The 13,206-nt window shown below is 63.5% G+C and carries 15 protein-coding genes; 4 read left to right on the top strand and 11 right to left on the bottom strand.

Translation table 11 applies throughout. The features are described 5' to 3' along the window. Window positions 1-27 precede the first annotated feature (27 nt). The 4 genes from glgC to glgX are packed head-to-tail and all read left to right on the top strand — an operon-like array spanning window position 28 to window position 6,391. Window positions 28-1,299 carry a glucose-1-phosphate adenylyltransferase gene (gene glgC / locus K1X15_RS12560; RefSeq protein ID WP_220303970.1) on the top strand — a complete coding sequence of 424 codons (1,272 nt, stop codon included), beginning with the start codon at window positions 28-30 and terminating at the stop codon, window positions 1,297-1,299. After that, on the top strand, window positions 1,299-2,759 hold the full coding sequence (gene glgA / locus K1X15_RS12555) for a glycogen synthase GlgA (protein ID WP_220307533.1): 1,461 nt from the start codon (window positions 1,299-1,301) through the stop codon (window positions 2,757-2,759). Before glgC ends, glgA begins: the two co-directional genes overlap by 1 nt. Beyond that, on the top strand, window positions 2,740-4,374 hold the full coding sequence (locus tag K1X15_RS12550) for an alpha-D-glucose phosphate-specific phosphoglucomutase (protein WP_220303969.1): 1,635 nt from the start codon (window positions 2,740-2,742) through the stop codon (window positions 4,372-4,374). The genes glgA and K1X15_RS12550 overlap by 20 nt, the downstream gene beginning before the upstream one ends. 13 nt (window positions 4,375-4,387) lie before the next feature. Next, complete coding sequence (glgX, locus tag K1X15_RS12545; protein ID WP_220303968.1) at window positions 4,388-6,391, top strand: glycogen debranching protein GlgX; 2,004 nt, start codon at window positions 4,388-4,390, stop codon at window positions 6,389-6,391. Here glgX and K1X15_RS12540 read toward each other — a convergent pair. The 11 genes from K1X15_RS12540 to K1X15_RS12490 form a co-directional block, all read right to left on the bottom strand. Continuing rightward, window positions 6,388-6,852, bottom strand: coding sequence for a GNAT family N-acetyltransferase (locus K1X15_RS12540; protein ID WP_220303967.1), 465 nt, complete (start codon window positions 6,850-6,852; stop codon window positions 6,388-6,390). The two genes, glgX and K1X15_RS12540, sit on opposite strands and share 4 nt — an antisense overlap. A 2-nt stretch (window positions 6,853-6,854) precedes the next feature. Further along, window positions 6,855-7,487 carry an urease accessory protein UreG gene (gene ureG / locus K1X15_RS12535; RefSeq protein ID WP_220303966.1) on the bottom strand — a complete coding sequence of 211 codons (633 nt, stop codon included), beginning with the start codon at window positions 7,485-7,487 and terminating at the stop codon, window positions 6,855-6,857. A 14-nt stretch (window positions 7,488-7,501) separates the two neighbouring features. Next, on the bottom strand, window positions 7,502-7,933 hold the full coding sequence (locus K1X15_RS12530; protein WP_220303965.1) for a DUF3995 domain-containing protein: 432 nt from the start codon (window positions 7,931-7,933) through the stop codon (window positions 7,502-7,504). After that, window positions 7,930-8,583, bottom strand: coding sequence for an urease accessory protein UreF (locus K1X15_RS12525; RefSeq protein ID WP_220303964.1), 654 nt, complete (start codon window positions 8,581-8,583; stop codon window positions 7,930-7,932). The genes K1X15_RS12530 and K1X15_RS12525 overlap by 4 nt, the downstream gene beginning before the upstream one ends. Next, on the bottom strand, window positions 8,580-9,053 hold the full coding sequence (locus K1X15_RS12520; protein ID WP_220303963.1) for an urease accessory protein UreE: 474 nt from the start codon (window positions 9,051-9,053) through the stop codon (window positions 8,580-8,582). The genes K1X15_RS12525 and K1X15_RS12520 overlap by 4 nt, the downstream gene beginning before the upstream one ends. A 5-nt stretch (window positions 9,054-9,058) precedes the next feature. Further along, the gene (locus K1X15_RS12515) at window positions 9,059-9,646 is read right to left on the bottom strand and encodes a hypothetical protein (RefSeq protein WP_220303962.1); all 588 of its coding nucleotides are present in this window, start codon (window positions 9,644-9,646) and stop codon (window positions 9,059-9,061) included. A gap of 5 nt (window positions 9,647-9,651) precedes the next feature. Further along, window positions 9,652-10,080 carry an MliC family protein gene (locus K1X15_RS12510; RefSeq protein ID WP_220303961.1) on the bottom strand — a complete coding sequence of 143 codons (429 nt, stop codon included), beginning with the start codon at window positions 10,078-10,080 and terminating at the stop codon, window positions 9,652-9,654. Window positions 10,081-10,165: 85 nt separating this feature from the next. After that, entirely contained in the window at window positions 10,166-10,447 is a 282-nt protein-coding gene (locus tag K1X15_RS12505) for a YrhK family protein (protein WP_220303960.1), read from the bottom strand. A gap of 130 nt (window positions 10,448-10,577) precedes the next feature. After that, on the bottom strand, window positions 10,578-12,287 hold the full coding sequence (gene ureC, locus K1X15_RS12500) for an urease subunit alpha (protein ID WP_220303959.1): 1,710 nt from the start codon (window positions 12,285-12,287) through the stop codon (window positions 10,578-10,580). Window positions 12,288-12,405: 118 nt separating this feature from the next. Continuing rightward, window positions 12,406-12,807, bottom strand: coding sequence for a hypothetical protein (locus K1X15_RS12495; protein ID WP_220303958.1), 402 nt, complete (start codon window positions 12,805-12,807; stop codon window positions 12,406-12,408). 91 nt (window positions 12,808-12,898) lie between these two features. After that, the gene (locus K1X15_RS12490; protein ID WP_220303957.1) at window positions 12,899-13,204 is read right to left on the bottom strand and encodes an urease subunit beta; all 306 of its coding nucleotides are present in this window, start codon (window positions 13,202-13,204) and stop codon (window positions 12,899-12,901) included. Window positions 13,205-13,206: the final 2 nt, after the last annotated feature.

Genomic DNA, 13,206 nt, shown 5'->3' with positions numbered 1-13,206 from the left:
TCCGGGCACAAGCGGAGGGAAGTAAATATGGCTGACTATCGAGTTCCATCGCCTCTGGCGCGTGAGGCCATGGCCTATGTGCTGGCCGGAGGGCGCGGCACGCGATTGATGGAGTTGACGGACAGGCGCGCCAAGCCTGCGGTGTATTTTGGCGGCAAGTCCCGCATCATCGATTTCGCGCTCTCCAACGCGATCAATTCGGGCATTCGACGCATTTCGGTGGCGACGCAGTACCAGGCCCATTCGCTGATCCGTCACCTGTCGCGCGGCTGGAACTTCCTGCGTCCCGAGCGCAATGAAAGCTTCGACGTGCTGCCGGCCAGCCAGCGGGTGCGCGAGGACATGTGGTATGCCGGCACCGCCGACGCGGTCTACCAGAACATGGACATCATCGAGGATTCGGGCGCCCGCTACATCGTCATCCTGGCAGGCGACCACATCTACAAGATGGACTACGAGATCATGCTGCGCCAGCATGTGGATACCGGTGCCGACGTCACCATAGGATGTCTGGAAGTGCCGCGCATGGAAGCCACGGGCTTCGGCGTGATGCATGTGGACGGGCGCGACCGGGTGGTCGATTTCGTCGAGAAACCCAAGGATCCGCCCGGCATTCCCGACAAGCCGGACATGGCGCTGGCCTCGATGGGCATCTATGTGTTCGAGACGCGGTTCCTGATGGAACAGCTTCGTCGCGATGCGGCTACCGAAGGCTCGAGCCGCGACTTCGGCAAGGACATCATTCCCTATATCGTCAAGAACGGCACGGCCTGGGCCCACCGTTTCCCGCGCTCCTGCGTGCGTTCGAGCAATGAGGAAGTCAGCTACTGGCGCGATGTCGGCACTATCGACGCTTATTGGAAGGCGTCGATCGACCTCACCGACATCAAGCCGCAGCTCGATCTTTACGACCGCGACTGGCCGATCTGGACCTATGCGGAAATCACTCCGCCGGCCAAGTTCGTGCATGATTTCGATGGCCGTCGCGGCTCGGCGGTCAACTCGCTGGTCTCGGGCGATTGCATCGTCTCGGGTGGCCACCTGCAGAAGACGCTGCTGTCCACCGGCTCGCGCGTGCATTCCTATTCGATGCTCGATGAGGCCGTGGTGCTGCCTTATTGCGATATCGGGCGCAATGCGCGGCTCAAGAAGGTCGTGATCGATCGCGGCGTCAACATTCCGGAAGGCCTGGTTGTGGGCGAAGATCCCGAATTCGACGCCAAATGGTTCCGCCGTTCGGATGACGGCGTGACGCTGATCACCCAAAGCATGGTCAACAAATATCTGGCGGATCGATGATCGAAGTTCTTTCGGTCACCTCGGAGATCTACCCGCTGATCAAGACCGGGGGGCTGGCGGATGTCGCCGGCGCCCTGCCGGGGGCGCTCAGCGAATCCGGGGTCACCATGCGCACGCTGGTGCCGGGTTATCCCGCGGTGACCGGCAAAATGACAGGCGGACGCGAAGTCGCCCGGTTCGATGATCTGTTCGGCGTCACCGGCCGGCTGGTTGCCGGTCGAGTCGAGGGGCTCGACCTCATCGTCCTCGACGCGCCGGCGCTCTACGACCGGCCGGGCAATCCCTATATGGGGCCGGAGGGCTGGGACTGGCCGGATAACTGGAAGCGGTTCGCGGCGCTGAGCTGGGTGGCTTCCGAACTGGGCCTGGGTTTGGTCGATGGCTATCGGCCACAGGTGATCCACGCGCATGACTGGCAGGCCGGGCTGGTGCCCGCCTATGTGAAATTCGGTCCCTCCACCAGGTTGCGAACGGTGATGACGGTCCACAACATGGCCTTCCAGGGCACGTTCGGGGCGGAAATCTTTCCGCAGCTGCGGCTGCCGGCCCACGCCTTCTCGGTCGAGGGCGTCGAATATTACGGCGGTGTCGGCTATCTCAAAGCGGGCGTGGAATGCGCCGATGTGGTGACCACGGTGTCGCCCACCTATGCCGCAGAAATCCGCACGCCGGCCTTCGGCATGGGCCTCGAAGGGCTGCTCAACAATCGCTCCGCCACGGTCTTTGGCGTTCTCAACGGCATCGACATGGATGCCTGGAACCCGGCGACCGATCCGGCGCTGGCGCAGAACTATACGGCCAGCACGATGCAGGGGCGCCTTGCCAACAAGCGGGCCGTGCAGGAGGCGTTCGGGCTTGAGGCCGCCGATGGCCCGCTGTTCGCGGTGGTCAGCCGCTTGACCTGGCAGAAGGGCATCGACCTGCTCGCTGCCAATATCGACATGCTGGTCGCCTCGGGCGGCCAACTCGCGGTGCTCGGCTCGGGCGACGCGGAACTGGAAAATGCGGTGCGCGGTGCGGCCCTGCAATATCCAGGCAAGGTCGGGCTCGTCACCGGCTACAATGAGAGGCTGAGCCATCTGGTGCAGGGCGGGGCGGACGTGATGGTGGTGCCCTCGCGGTTCGAGCCCTGCGGGCTCACCCAGCTTTACGCCTTGCGCTATGGCTGCGTGCCGCTGGTCAGCCGCGTGGGCGGGCTCAATGACACGGTGATCGACGCCAATGTGGCCGCGCTGCAGGCCGAGGTGGCGACCGGCGTGCAGTTCGCGCCGCCGAGCGAAACGGCGCTGGCAGACGCCATAAGGCGGGTGCTGGCGCTCTACGCCGACGAGAAATCATGGAAGAAGATGCAGAGGCGCGGCATGAAATCGGATGTGAGCTGGCAGGCCAGCGCCGCCCGCTACGCCGAACTCTATGCCTTGTTGATCGGATATTCGACAGATGACAGTGCAAGTGAATAAGACCACACCCTACGCCGACCAGAAGCCCGGGACTTCGGGCCTGAGAAAGCGCGTGACGGTCTATCAGCAGCCCAATTATGTCGAGAACTACATCCAGGCCATCTTCGACAGCCTTGAAGGCTTTGCCGGCCAGACGCTGGTGATTGGCGGGGATGGACGGTTCTACAACGACGTGGCGATCCAGAAAGCCATTCGCATTGCGGCGGCCAATGGGTTCGGCAAGGTGCTGGTGGGGCAGGGTGGTTTGCTTTCGACCCCGGCCGCCAGCCATGTCATTCGCCACTACAAGGCCTTCGGGGGGCTGGTCCTGTCAGCCAGCCACAATCCCGGCGGGCCCGAGGGTGATTTCGGCATCAAGTACAATATCGGCAATGGTGGTCCGGCACCCGAAAAGATCACCGACGCAGTCTATGCCCGCACCAAGGTGATCGACAGCTACAGAACGCTCGATACGCCCGATATCGACCTGGATGCGATTGGCACGCAGATGGTCGGCGACATGGTGGTCGAAGTGATCGATCCGGTCAAAGACTACGCCGCGCTGATGCAGACGCTGTTTGATTTTGACGCCATCCGCGCCCTGTTCGCCGGTGGATTCCGCATGACGTTCGATGCCATGCATGCCGTTACCGGCCCCTATGCCCATGCCATTCTCGAAGGCATGCTCGGCGCGCCCAAGGGCACCGTCATCAATGGCGTGCCCTCGCCATCGTTCAACGATGGGCACCCGGATCCGAACCTGGTCTATTGCAAGGACATGCACGACCTGCTGATGACACCCGATGGTCCCGATTTCGGTGCCGCCTCGGATGGGGACGGGGACCGGAACCTGATCATCGGCAAGAACCGGTTCGTTACCCCCTCGGACTCGCTGGCGCTGCTGGCGGCCAATGCGCATCTGGCGCCGGGCTACAAGCAGGGCATTGCCGGCATTGCGCGTTCGATGCCGACCAGCGCGGCGGCGGACCGGGTGGCCGAGAAGCTCGGCATCGAGATGCATGAGACGCCGACGGGCTGGAAATTCTTCGGCAATCTGCTCGATGCGGGCCGCGTGACCATCTGTGGCGAAGAGAGCGCCGGAACGGGCTCGAACCATGTCCGCGAAAAGGACGGGCTCTGGGCCGTGCTGCTCTGGCTCAACATCCTGGCCGTGCGCAAGCAGAGTGTCGACGCGATCGTGCGCGAGCACTGGAAGACCTATGGCCGCAATTACTACACGCGGCACGATTATGAAGAGGTCGACGCGAGCATTGCCGGCAAGCTGGTGGAAGACCTGCGCGCGCAGCTGCCGTCGTTGCCAGGCAAGGTGCTGGCTGACGATATGCAGGTCGCCTATGCGGACGATTTCACCTATCACGACCCGGTCGATGGCTCGACCAGCGCCAGGCAGGGCATTCGCATCGGTTTTACCGACGGCTCGCGCATTGTGCTCAGGCTCTCCGGAACCGGGACCGTGGGCGCCACGTTGCGGCTCTACCTTGAACGGTATGAGGCCGCCGATGGACGCCATGATCTCGATACCCAGCTTGCCCTCGAGCCCCTTATCGGGATCGCCGACTCCCTGGCCCAAATCCAATCCAGAACCGGGCGAGACGCGCCCAGCGTCATCACCTAGGCTGGCATTGTCCATGAAACCTGAACTTGTGCCCCATGGCGGGCACACCGAGCAACTCGGCGCGGTGGCGACCGCCGAGGGTGTCAATTTTGCCGTCTATTCGGAAAGCGCCTCGGCCATCTGGGTCTGCCTGTTCGACGAACAGGACAAGGAGATCGGGCGCTTCGAACTGGATGTGCATGAGGACAATATCCATGCCGGGCTGATCGCCAATGTGGGGCCAGGCGCCCGCTATGGTTTGAGGGCAGACGGTCCCTACGATCCGGACCAAGGTCTGTTCTTCGATCCGCACAAGCTGCTGGTCGATCCCTATGCCCGGCATCTGGATCGGGTTTTCGTTCGTTCGCCGCGCTTGCGACTGGCGCGCGAGGATGCGGTAGACACCGCGGAACTGGTGCCAAAAGCCATCGTTCCCGGTGGCGGCAACGAGCCGGCGCATCCGCGGCGCAAGGCGCCGGGGCTCTATTACGAGCTCAATGTGCGCGGCTTCACCATGCGCCATCCGAGCGTGCAGGGCCCGCTTCGCGGAAGCGTTGCGGCGCTGACGACCCGCCGCGTCATCGATCATTTCAAGCATCTGGGCGTCGATACGGTGCAATTGATGCCGACTGCGGCCTGGATCGACGAGGGACATCTGCCCCAGCTCGGCCTGACCAATGCCTGGGGCTATAATCCGGTCGCCTATTTCGCGGTCGATCCGCGCCTGGCGCCCCGCGGGCCGCAGGAATTGCGGGTGATGACCGATGCCTATCGCAAGGCCGGCATCTCGGTGATCCTCGATGTGGTCTATAACCATACCGGCGAGGGCGATAGCCAGGGGCCGATCCTCTCGATGATGGGCCTGGACCCGCAGACCTACTATCGGTGGGTGGATGTGGACGGGAAGAAGCACCTGGTCAACGACACGGGCACCGGCAATACGCTGCGCTGCGATCACCCGGCCGTCCAGCGCCTGGTGATCGAGAGCCTGCGCTATTATGTCGAGGAACTGGGCGTGTCCGGGTTCCGGTTCGACCTCGCCACTATCCTGGCTCGCGATCCGGGCTTTGATCCCGAGGCCGAGATGCTCAGGAAGATCAAGGCCGACCCGGTGCTCAAGAAGGCGATCCTTGTGGCCGAGCCCTGGGACCCGGGTCCGGGCGGCTATGGGTTGGGCAAGTTCGGCAAGGAATTTGCCGAGCATAACGATACTTATCGCGACGAAATCCGCGCCTTCTGGAAGGGCGAGAACGGCAAGATCGGCGCGCTGGCCGGCAAGGTTGCGGGCTCATCGGAAATCTTCGATGTGGCCGGACGCAAGCCCAGTGCCGGGGTCAACATGCTCGCCGTGCATGACGGCTTTACCCTGCGTGACCTCGTCACCTATCACGACAAGCACAACGAGGCGAATGGCGAGAACAATCGCGACGGCCACAACCACAATTCGTCATGGAATTGCGGTGTCGAGGGCGAGACCGACGATGCGGCGATCAACGATGCGCGCAAGCGCGACGTCCGCGCCTTGCTGGCAACGCTGTTCCTGTCGCGGGGCACGCCGCTGATCCAGCAGGGCGACGAGATGTTCCGCACCCAGCAGGGCAATAACAATGCCTATGCGCAGGACAATGAGATCACCTGGGTCGATTGGGAAAGCGCCGACGGGACACTGGTCGATTTCGTGGCCGCAATGAGCCGGTTCCGCAAGGACCATCCCTCGGTCAGCCACGATCACTGGTTGACCGGGCAGGATCGCAACGGCGTGCGCGACGTGGTGTGGCTGCACCCGGATGGCCGCGAGATGAACGAGGGCGACTGGAGCGACAGCGCCGCCTCGGTTTTGGGCATGCATCTCAGGCACAAGGACGACGAGGTGCTGGTCTGGTTCAACCGGCGGGTCGAGCCGGTGGTCGCGCGCCTGCCGGAGGGCCATTGGGCCGTCGGCATCCAGTCTGACCCCGGTTCCGAAGTGCCGTTGACCGAGGGCACTGCGACCCTGCCGCCCCGCTCCGTCGTGGCCCTCGTGCGGCCGCAGGCCTAGCTGTCGACTTCGGTCATGCCGTGGCGCGCATAGAATCGGCGCGCCGCGCTGTTGGTTGCTTCAACCTTGAGGTCGACATGCGGGTGTCCGCGCTCGCGCAGCAGGGCAAAGGCGCGGGTCAGCAGGGCCGAACCAAGTCCCCGGTTCCGGGCGCTAGGATCAACCACGATGTCCTTGACGAAGCTGCTCGTCCAGCATTGGACCAGCCCCAGCGGGTCGCCGGCAGCATCAGCCAGAATGACAACCAGTTCGGGGTCGAACTCGGCATCCTCCACCAGCGGCCACCACCATTGGTCGAAATTGTCGACCGTGCCGCCGCCATCGGCATAGGCGCGTCCAAGCAGGCGGTGCAGTTCGATCGGCTTGCTGCGCCAGAGCGGCAATATCTCCACCCCCGGCGCCAGGCCGGACAGTGCTACAGGTTCTGCAAGCGCGCGCCGCAGGCGGACGAAGTCGGCCAAGGCTATTCCGCCGCTTCGGCGGCAAAGCCGCCATGCTTCTCGATGAAGCCGATGATCTGGTCGAGGCTTTCGCGACGCAGCAGATCGGTAAAGACATAGGGCCGGCCCTCGCGCACCTTCTGCGTGTCGCTTTCCATCACCTCGAGGCTGGCCCCGACATAGGGCGCCAGGTCGGTATGGGTAATGACCAGCAGGTCGGAGCGGGAAATCGCCGGGCCGCCCTTGCGGGGCACCTTTTCGCCCTGCGCCACCGAGATGACGTAGATGGTGAGGTCCGCCAGATCCGGCGAGAAGGTGGCGGCCAGATTGTCGCCGCCGCTTTCGATCAGCACGATGTCGAGATCGGGGAACTTGCGATTGAGATCGTCGATGGCCGCCAGGTTCAGCGAGGCATCTTCGCGAATGGCGGTGTGCGGGCAGCCGCCGGTTTCCACGCCCACGATGCGGTCCTCGGAAATCGCCTGCGCCCGCGCCAGGATCAGAGCGTCTTCCTGGGTGTAGATGTCATTGGTGACCACGGCCATGGAATAGCGCTCGCGCATGGCCTTGAGCAGCATCTCGCACAAGGTGGTCTTGCCCGAGCCGACCGGCCCGCCAATGCCGATGCGCAGGGGTCCGTTGAGGCTCTTGGACATGTTCCCTCCTTGGGTCAGACGAAGCGAAGCCAGACCAGGGCGAAGAAGCCCAGGGCCAGCAGGATGCAGAGCGGAGAATAGACGCGGCGGTCGTTGAGACGGAAATTGGGCTCGGGGGTAATGCCCGCCCACCATGATGTGTAGCCGACAACGCCGCGTGCCAGGAATACCAGGCCCAGCGCGATGCCCCCCAGGTTCAGCCACAGGCCGCCGCTGTCATGGTCGGCCAGCGCCAGGCCATAGACCGCCGCCGCAATGGTGGCGATCGACACGGCCAGCGAGGCCAGGCGCGGCGGCATGCGTTCGATATCCTTGAACCCCACCACGGTCTGGGCCAGCAACTTCTCGTTGCGGATCGGCCAGGTGCGTCCCAGGGCCCAGATGAAATGGGCCATGGAGACGGCGAAGAGCGCGATGAACATGAGGGATGAAATGAACATGTTCATGAGCGGAAGATCCTTGTGGGCAGGGTTTCGTGCTGCATCTGCGCAATATCGGCGCCATAGGCCACGCTGCCAATCTCGTCCAGTGCGGCATGAAGGCACAGATCGGCCAATGCCGCGACCTGCGGCTCCAGCCTGGCCATGATGGCAAGCCCATCACTCTGCCCGATCGGGACCAGCCGGACGGCGACCGAGACCTGGCTATGGACCGTGGCCGTGAGGAAGGCAATGAGGGTATCGCGCCGGTCGATGCCATGGGCACCGGCCAGAGCACCCACCGCCACCGGGTAGGGGCAAGGGTTGGGTAGGGCTGATGGTGCTTCGGTTGGCCAGGCGGCACTGGCCAGCACGAAGGCATTGCCCGTCTGCAGGGTTTCGGCGTGACGTTCCCGCGCTGGTGCCAGGGCGAGACACAGGTCGGCGAGGGCGTTGATGTCGTCTGCGTCGGCGAAGCCGGAATGGGCATGGGAGAGCAGGATGGCATCGGTTCTGAGCCCGCCAAGGGTGAGCGCGCCTCCAATCCAGTCCTCGGCGCTGGCCCGGTCCGTCACCCGCCCCTGTACAATCGCGGTTTCCAGTCCGGCCGACCAGGCAAAGGCGCCGACGGGAAAGGCCGGCGATAGCCAGGTCAGGAGTTTTTGCAGGTCACTCATTTGCGGTTGAGCAGCGCGTGGCCGCCATCGCCATGGGAATGGCTGTGATAGGCGCCATGCTCGGCGGAAAAGGGCTCGCTGACATTGGTCACCGTGGCGCCGAGGCCTTCGAGCATGGTCTTGAGCACGTGGTCACGCTTAATCAGGATACGGTCCTTTTCCATCTGGGCCGGGGTGTGCCGGTTGCCGATATGCCAGGCGAGGCGCAGCAGGTGTTCCCCATCCCTGCCGCGCACTTCGTAGAGCAGTTCCTCGGCGGCAATCACCTCGACCAGACGGCCATCTTCCAGCTTGAGCACCTGCCGGTCCTCGAGCGTGATGGTCTGGGGAAAGTCCACCAATATCTCGTCGCCATGCATGAGGCGCAGCATCTTGCGGCGCATGCGGCGCTCGTCGTGTTCGAGGACGACCAGATCGAAGGGGGTGCCCTGGGCGTGATCGGGCGGCAGGACGGAGACGACGCGAAGCATGGGCACTAGCTGACCGTGTTGAAAAAGCGCGTGATGAGGAACACTTGGAAGGCAATGTGCAGGCCGACAATGGCCAGGTGCACATTGCGGCTGGCACTGCGCCAGGCGATGACGCAGAGGACGAGGCCGAGCGGCACCTGGCTGAAATAACTCCAGTCGAAGCGCGACCAATGGTTCTGGCCCTTGACCAGGGTGTCTATGGTGTCGAGCAGAAACGTGGCCGCCAGCAGCCCGAAGAACCAGTGCCGGCGCTTGAGGAAAAAGTCCTCATAGCCGGTATAGTCCGAGACGCTGTCGGGGGAGAGCAGGGCCGCCATCAGGAACAGCGTGGTGGCGTAGAACATGATGAAGAGGACGAGGCCGAAGCTCCAGAACTCGATCCGGTGCAGCGCAAACTCCCACCACCAGAACAGCACCAGTTCGAGCAGCATCGACCCGATCCAGAGCAGGTGCAACAGGGAGCGCTTGCCGCGTTGCGGATGCTGGATGATGCTCGCCACCGTCATCAGCAGGCGCGTGATGGCGAGCCCGACAACGGTGCCCATGACGATGCGCACATGTGGAAACAGCTCGGCGACGGGCGATGGATCCATCCGGGTCAGGGCGTGTTGCTGGTTTCGGTGCAGCTGGCCAGCGGGGCGGCATCCTCATCCTGCATGAGGTCACGCAGGGCCGCCTCGCCCTGGTGGCTCCACCACTCATAAGGACCGGACACATAGCGGGCGCCGGAGGCCGACAGCGCCGATGCGAAGACCAGGTTCTGCCCCTCGACCGGAACGATGGCGAGAAAATTGGGCGCGGCGTTGATATATTGTACGCTTAGGGTCTGATCGCCCTCGCAATTGTAGCCCACGATACGCCGCTCGATATCGCCGGTGCTGTCGAGAGACAGAGTGAGACCTGCCCGGGCCGACACCATCTCATCAATGGCCATTGGCGTTGCGGGCACCTCAGTGCCGGTGTCCTGACCAAGTGCCGGAGCTGCCATGAGCGGCAGGACCATGGCGAGAGCGCGATAAGGGATCATGGGTCAGTCCAATCTTGCGTTTTGCGGCGGCTTGAGCCTCCGCACAATCATGGCGTTTGCATGGAGTGGCAAGGCCCGGATCGCCCTAACCTCGAAAGCGCCGCGCCAGGTCGTCGTAATCGCCCTCCGAGGCGAGGTGAAGCTCGCGGACAATGCGCAAGATCGGCTTGAAGGCGAAGAAGACCGAACCGATGACGAAGCACCAGATGGCCGGGTTTTCGAGCGACTTGTCAAAGAACATGATCGAACCGATCAGAAACAGCAGCGCCGCAGAGACATCGATCAGCGTATAGGCCAGTTCGTAAAGCGCGTAGAGCTTGCGTTGACCTGGGGTCCGGATGCCACGATCTCTCTCGAAAAACGACATGGATGAATGGTCTCCTTGCGGTTGTAGTGTCCGGGCCAAGAACGCGACTTCTGACCCTCGCTGCCCTCGAGGAGCCGGGCGGCCCGAACGAGCCTTGGTCGCAAGGCACGCTGTGCCTGTTCGCCGTGCCTCAGAACAGGAAATAGCGCTGTGCCATGGGAAGGACCGTGGCCGGTTCGCAGGTGAGCAATTCGCCGTCTGCACGCACCTCGTAGGTTTCGGGGTGGACGTCGATTCTCGGGGTAGCGGTGTTGAGTTTCATGGCCGCCTTGCCGATCCCACCGCGCGTATTGGTGACGGGCAGGAGCTGTTTGTCGATCCCGAGACGTCCGCGCAGGCCAGCATCATGGGCAGCCTGGGAGATGAAGACCACCGAAGAGCGGCTCACCAGTTTGCCATGGGCGGCGAACATGGGGCGGTAATGCATGGGCTGGGGCGTGGGGATGGAAGCATTGGGGTCGCCCATCGGCGCCGCGGCGATGGAGCCACCCAGCAGCACCATTTCCGGTTTCACACCGAAAAAGGCAGGGTTCCAGAGGACCAGGTCGGCGCGCTTGCCCACTTCCACCGAGCCGATATGCTGGCTCATGCCATGGGCGATGGCCGGGTTGATGGTATATTTGGCGACATAGCGGCGGACGCGGAAATTGTCGTTGTCGCCGGTCTCGTCCGGCAGGCGCCCGCGCTGGCGCTTCATCTTGTCTGCGGTCTGCCAGGTGCGGATCAGCACTTCGCCGACGCGGCCCATGGCCTGGCTGTCCGACGAGATGATCGAGAGGGCACCCATGTCGTGCAGGATATCCTCGGCGGCAATCGTCTCCTTGCGGATGCGGCTTTCGGCAAAGGCCACGTCTTCGGGGATGGACTGGTCGAGATGGTGGCACACCATGAGCATGTCGAGATGCTCGGCGATGGTGTTGACCGTGTAGGGCCGGGTCGGATTGGTCGAGGAGGGGATGACATTGGGCAGGCCCGCGACCTTCAAAATGTCAGGCGCGTGCCCACCACCGGCGCCTTCGGTGTGGAAGGCGTGGATGGTGCGGCCCTTGAAGGCGCCCACCGTGTCCTCGACGAAGCCGCTCTCGTTGAGCGTGTCGGTATGGATCATCACCTGCACGTCATAGGCGTCGGCGACCGAGAGGCAATTGTCGATGGCGGCGGGCGTGGTGCCCCAGTCCTCGTGCAGCTTAAGCGCGGATGCGCCCGCCAGGATCATCTCCTCGAGCGGCGCGGGCAAAGCCGCGTTGCCCTTGCCGGCGAGCGCCAGGTTCATTGGAAAAGCATCGAAGCTTTCGATCATGCGCTCGATATGCCAGGCGCCGGTGCAGGTGGTGGCGAGGGTGCCATGGGCCGGGCCGGAGCCGCCGCCGAGCATGGTGGTGACGCCGCTCATCAGCGCTTCTTCGATCTGCTGGGGGCAGATGAAATGGATGTGGGCATCCATGCCGCCGGCGGTAATGATCTTGCCTTCGCCGGCAATGGCCTCGGTGGAAGGCCCGATGATGATGTCGACGCCGGGCTGGGTATCGGGATTGCCGGCCTTGCCGATGCCGGCGATCAGCCCGTTTTTCAGGCCGATATCGGCCTTGTAGATGCCGGTGTGGTCGACGATCAGCGCATTGGTGATGACAGTGTCGACGGCCCCTTCGGCCCGGGTGCGCTGGGACTGGCCCATGCCGTCGCGGATGACCTTGCCGCCGCCGAACTTCACCTCTTCGCCATAGGTGGTGAAGTCCTTCTCCACCTCGATGAAAAGCTCGGTATCGGCCAGGCGGACGCGATCGCCCGTGGTGGGGCCATACATATCGGCGTAGGTGGCGCGAGAAATCCGTGCTGGCATGTCATGTCCCGTTCTATAGGCCCGGAACAATGGCTTGCCGGGCGTGACTGTGGTCCATCGCATCCGGCTCGCAAATCAGTCCGGCGCGCGTTGTTGTGCCATCGCGCGCCGTGCAGCATCAGTGCCTTGGGCGGTTCTGGCGGTGGATGGCGGCGGCACGGTCGATCAACTGATCCACCAATTGTTCGCCCGCCGCGATATCGGCGTCGCTGCGCTGGGTGAAGGCGACCAGCGAAACGCTCAGCAGCTGGATGGCGTAAGCAAGTTTGGTGCGGCCATCCTTGTGGTATTCATTGCCGCGCTTCTGGAAGGTCTGCAGGAGCTCGTCATAGATGGCCGGCGTCAGGCTCTGCTTGATCCCTGTCCAGCTCGTCTTGTTGAGGGCATCGGCCAGTTCCGCCGCCAGGCCGCCAATCATGGCCATGGCTTCAGGATCATTGATGCCATCCTGCCGCAGATCCGCGACTACGGAAATGAAGCGCTGCTTGAACTGGGCTTGGGTGGTCGGCTGGTCGGTCATGGCTCGGTCCTAGATGGGATCGGAGCCCTTTAACCAGCTTTCGCCTGCAAGCGCCATCGTTGGAGGGATGAAAAGAACCCGCCAAACGCTCTCAAAGTCCTCCCATCACCTGTTGGCGGAACCCGAAAATGCGCCGGTCGCCGCCGATCGGCACCAGCCGCACCTCGCGGGACTGGCCCGGCTCGAACCTCACGGCGGTGCCAGCGGCAATGTCGAGCCGCATGCCGCGCGCCTTGTCGCGATCAAAGCGGAGGCCGGCATTGGTTTCGAAGAAATGGTAGTGGGAGCCGACCTGGATCGGGCGGTCGCCGGTATTGGCGACTTCCAGCACCACCTGCGCGGCGCCGGCATTGAGCTCGATGTCGCCTTTGGCGGGAATGACTTCTCCTGGGATCATGC

Source organism: Devosia salina (genome assembly GCF_019504385.1).
Lineage (GTDB): Bacteria > Pseudomonadota > Alphaproteobacteria > Rhizobiales > Devosiaceae > Devosia > Devosia salina.
Note: the sequence above shows the minus strand (reverse complement) of the source record. Positions and strands in the feature narration are given on the sequence as shown.

Bases quoted from the DNA above. Each gene is read 5' to 3' on its own strand.
- glgC (WP_220303970.1), top strand. From the start codon at position 28: ATGGCTGACTATCGAGTTCCATCGCCTCTGGCGCGTGAGGCCATGGCC.
- K1X15_RS12550 (WP_220303969.1), top strand. From the start codon at position 2,740: ATGACAGTGCAAGTGAATAAGACCACACCCTACGCCGACCAGAAGCCC.
- glgX (WP_220303968.1), top strand. From the start codon at position 4,388: ATGAAACCTGAACTTGTGCCCCATGGCGGGCACACCGAGCAACTCGGC.
- ureG (WP_220303966.1), bottom strand. From the start codon at position 7,487: ATGTCCAAGAGCCTCAACGGACCCCTGCGCATCGGCATTGGCGGGCCG.
- K1X15_RS12530 (WP_220303965.1), bottom strand. From the start codon at position 7,933: ATGAACATGTTCATTTCATCCCTCATGTTCATCGCGCTCTTCGCCGTC.
- K1X15_RS12525 (WP_220303964.1), bottom strand. From the start codon at position 8,583: ATGAGTGACCTGCAAAAACTCCTGACCTGGCTATCGCCGGCCTTTCCC.
- K1X15_RS12520 (WP_220303963.1), bottom strand. From the start codon at position 9,053: ATGCTTCGCGTCGTCTCCGTCCTGCCGCCCGATCACGCCCAGGGCACC.
- K1X15_RS12515 (WP_220303962.1), bottom strand. From the start codon at position 9,646: ATGGATCCATCGCCCGTCGCCGAGCTGTTTCCACATGTGCGCATCGTC.
- K1X15_RS12510 (WP_220303961.1), bottom strand. From the start codon at position 10,080: ATGATCCCTTATCGCGCTCTCGCCATGGTCCTGCCGCTCATGGCAGCT.
- K1X15_RS12505 (WP_220303960.1), bottom strand. From the start codon at position 10,447: ATGTCGTTTTTCGAGAGAGATCGTGGCATCCGGACCCCAGGTCAACGC.
- ureC (WP_220303959.1), bottom strand. From the start codon at position 12,287: ATGCCAGCACGGATTTCTCGCGCCACCTACGCCGATATGTATGGCCCC.
- K1X15_RS12495 (WP_220303958.1), bottom strand. From the start codon at position 12,807: ATGACCGACCAGCCGACCACCCAAGCCCAGTTCAAGCAGCGCTTCATT.
- K1X15_RS12490 (WP_220303957.1), bottom strand. From the start codon at position 13,204: ATGATCCCAGGAGAAGTCATTCCCGCCAAAGGCGACATCGAGCTCAAT.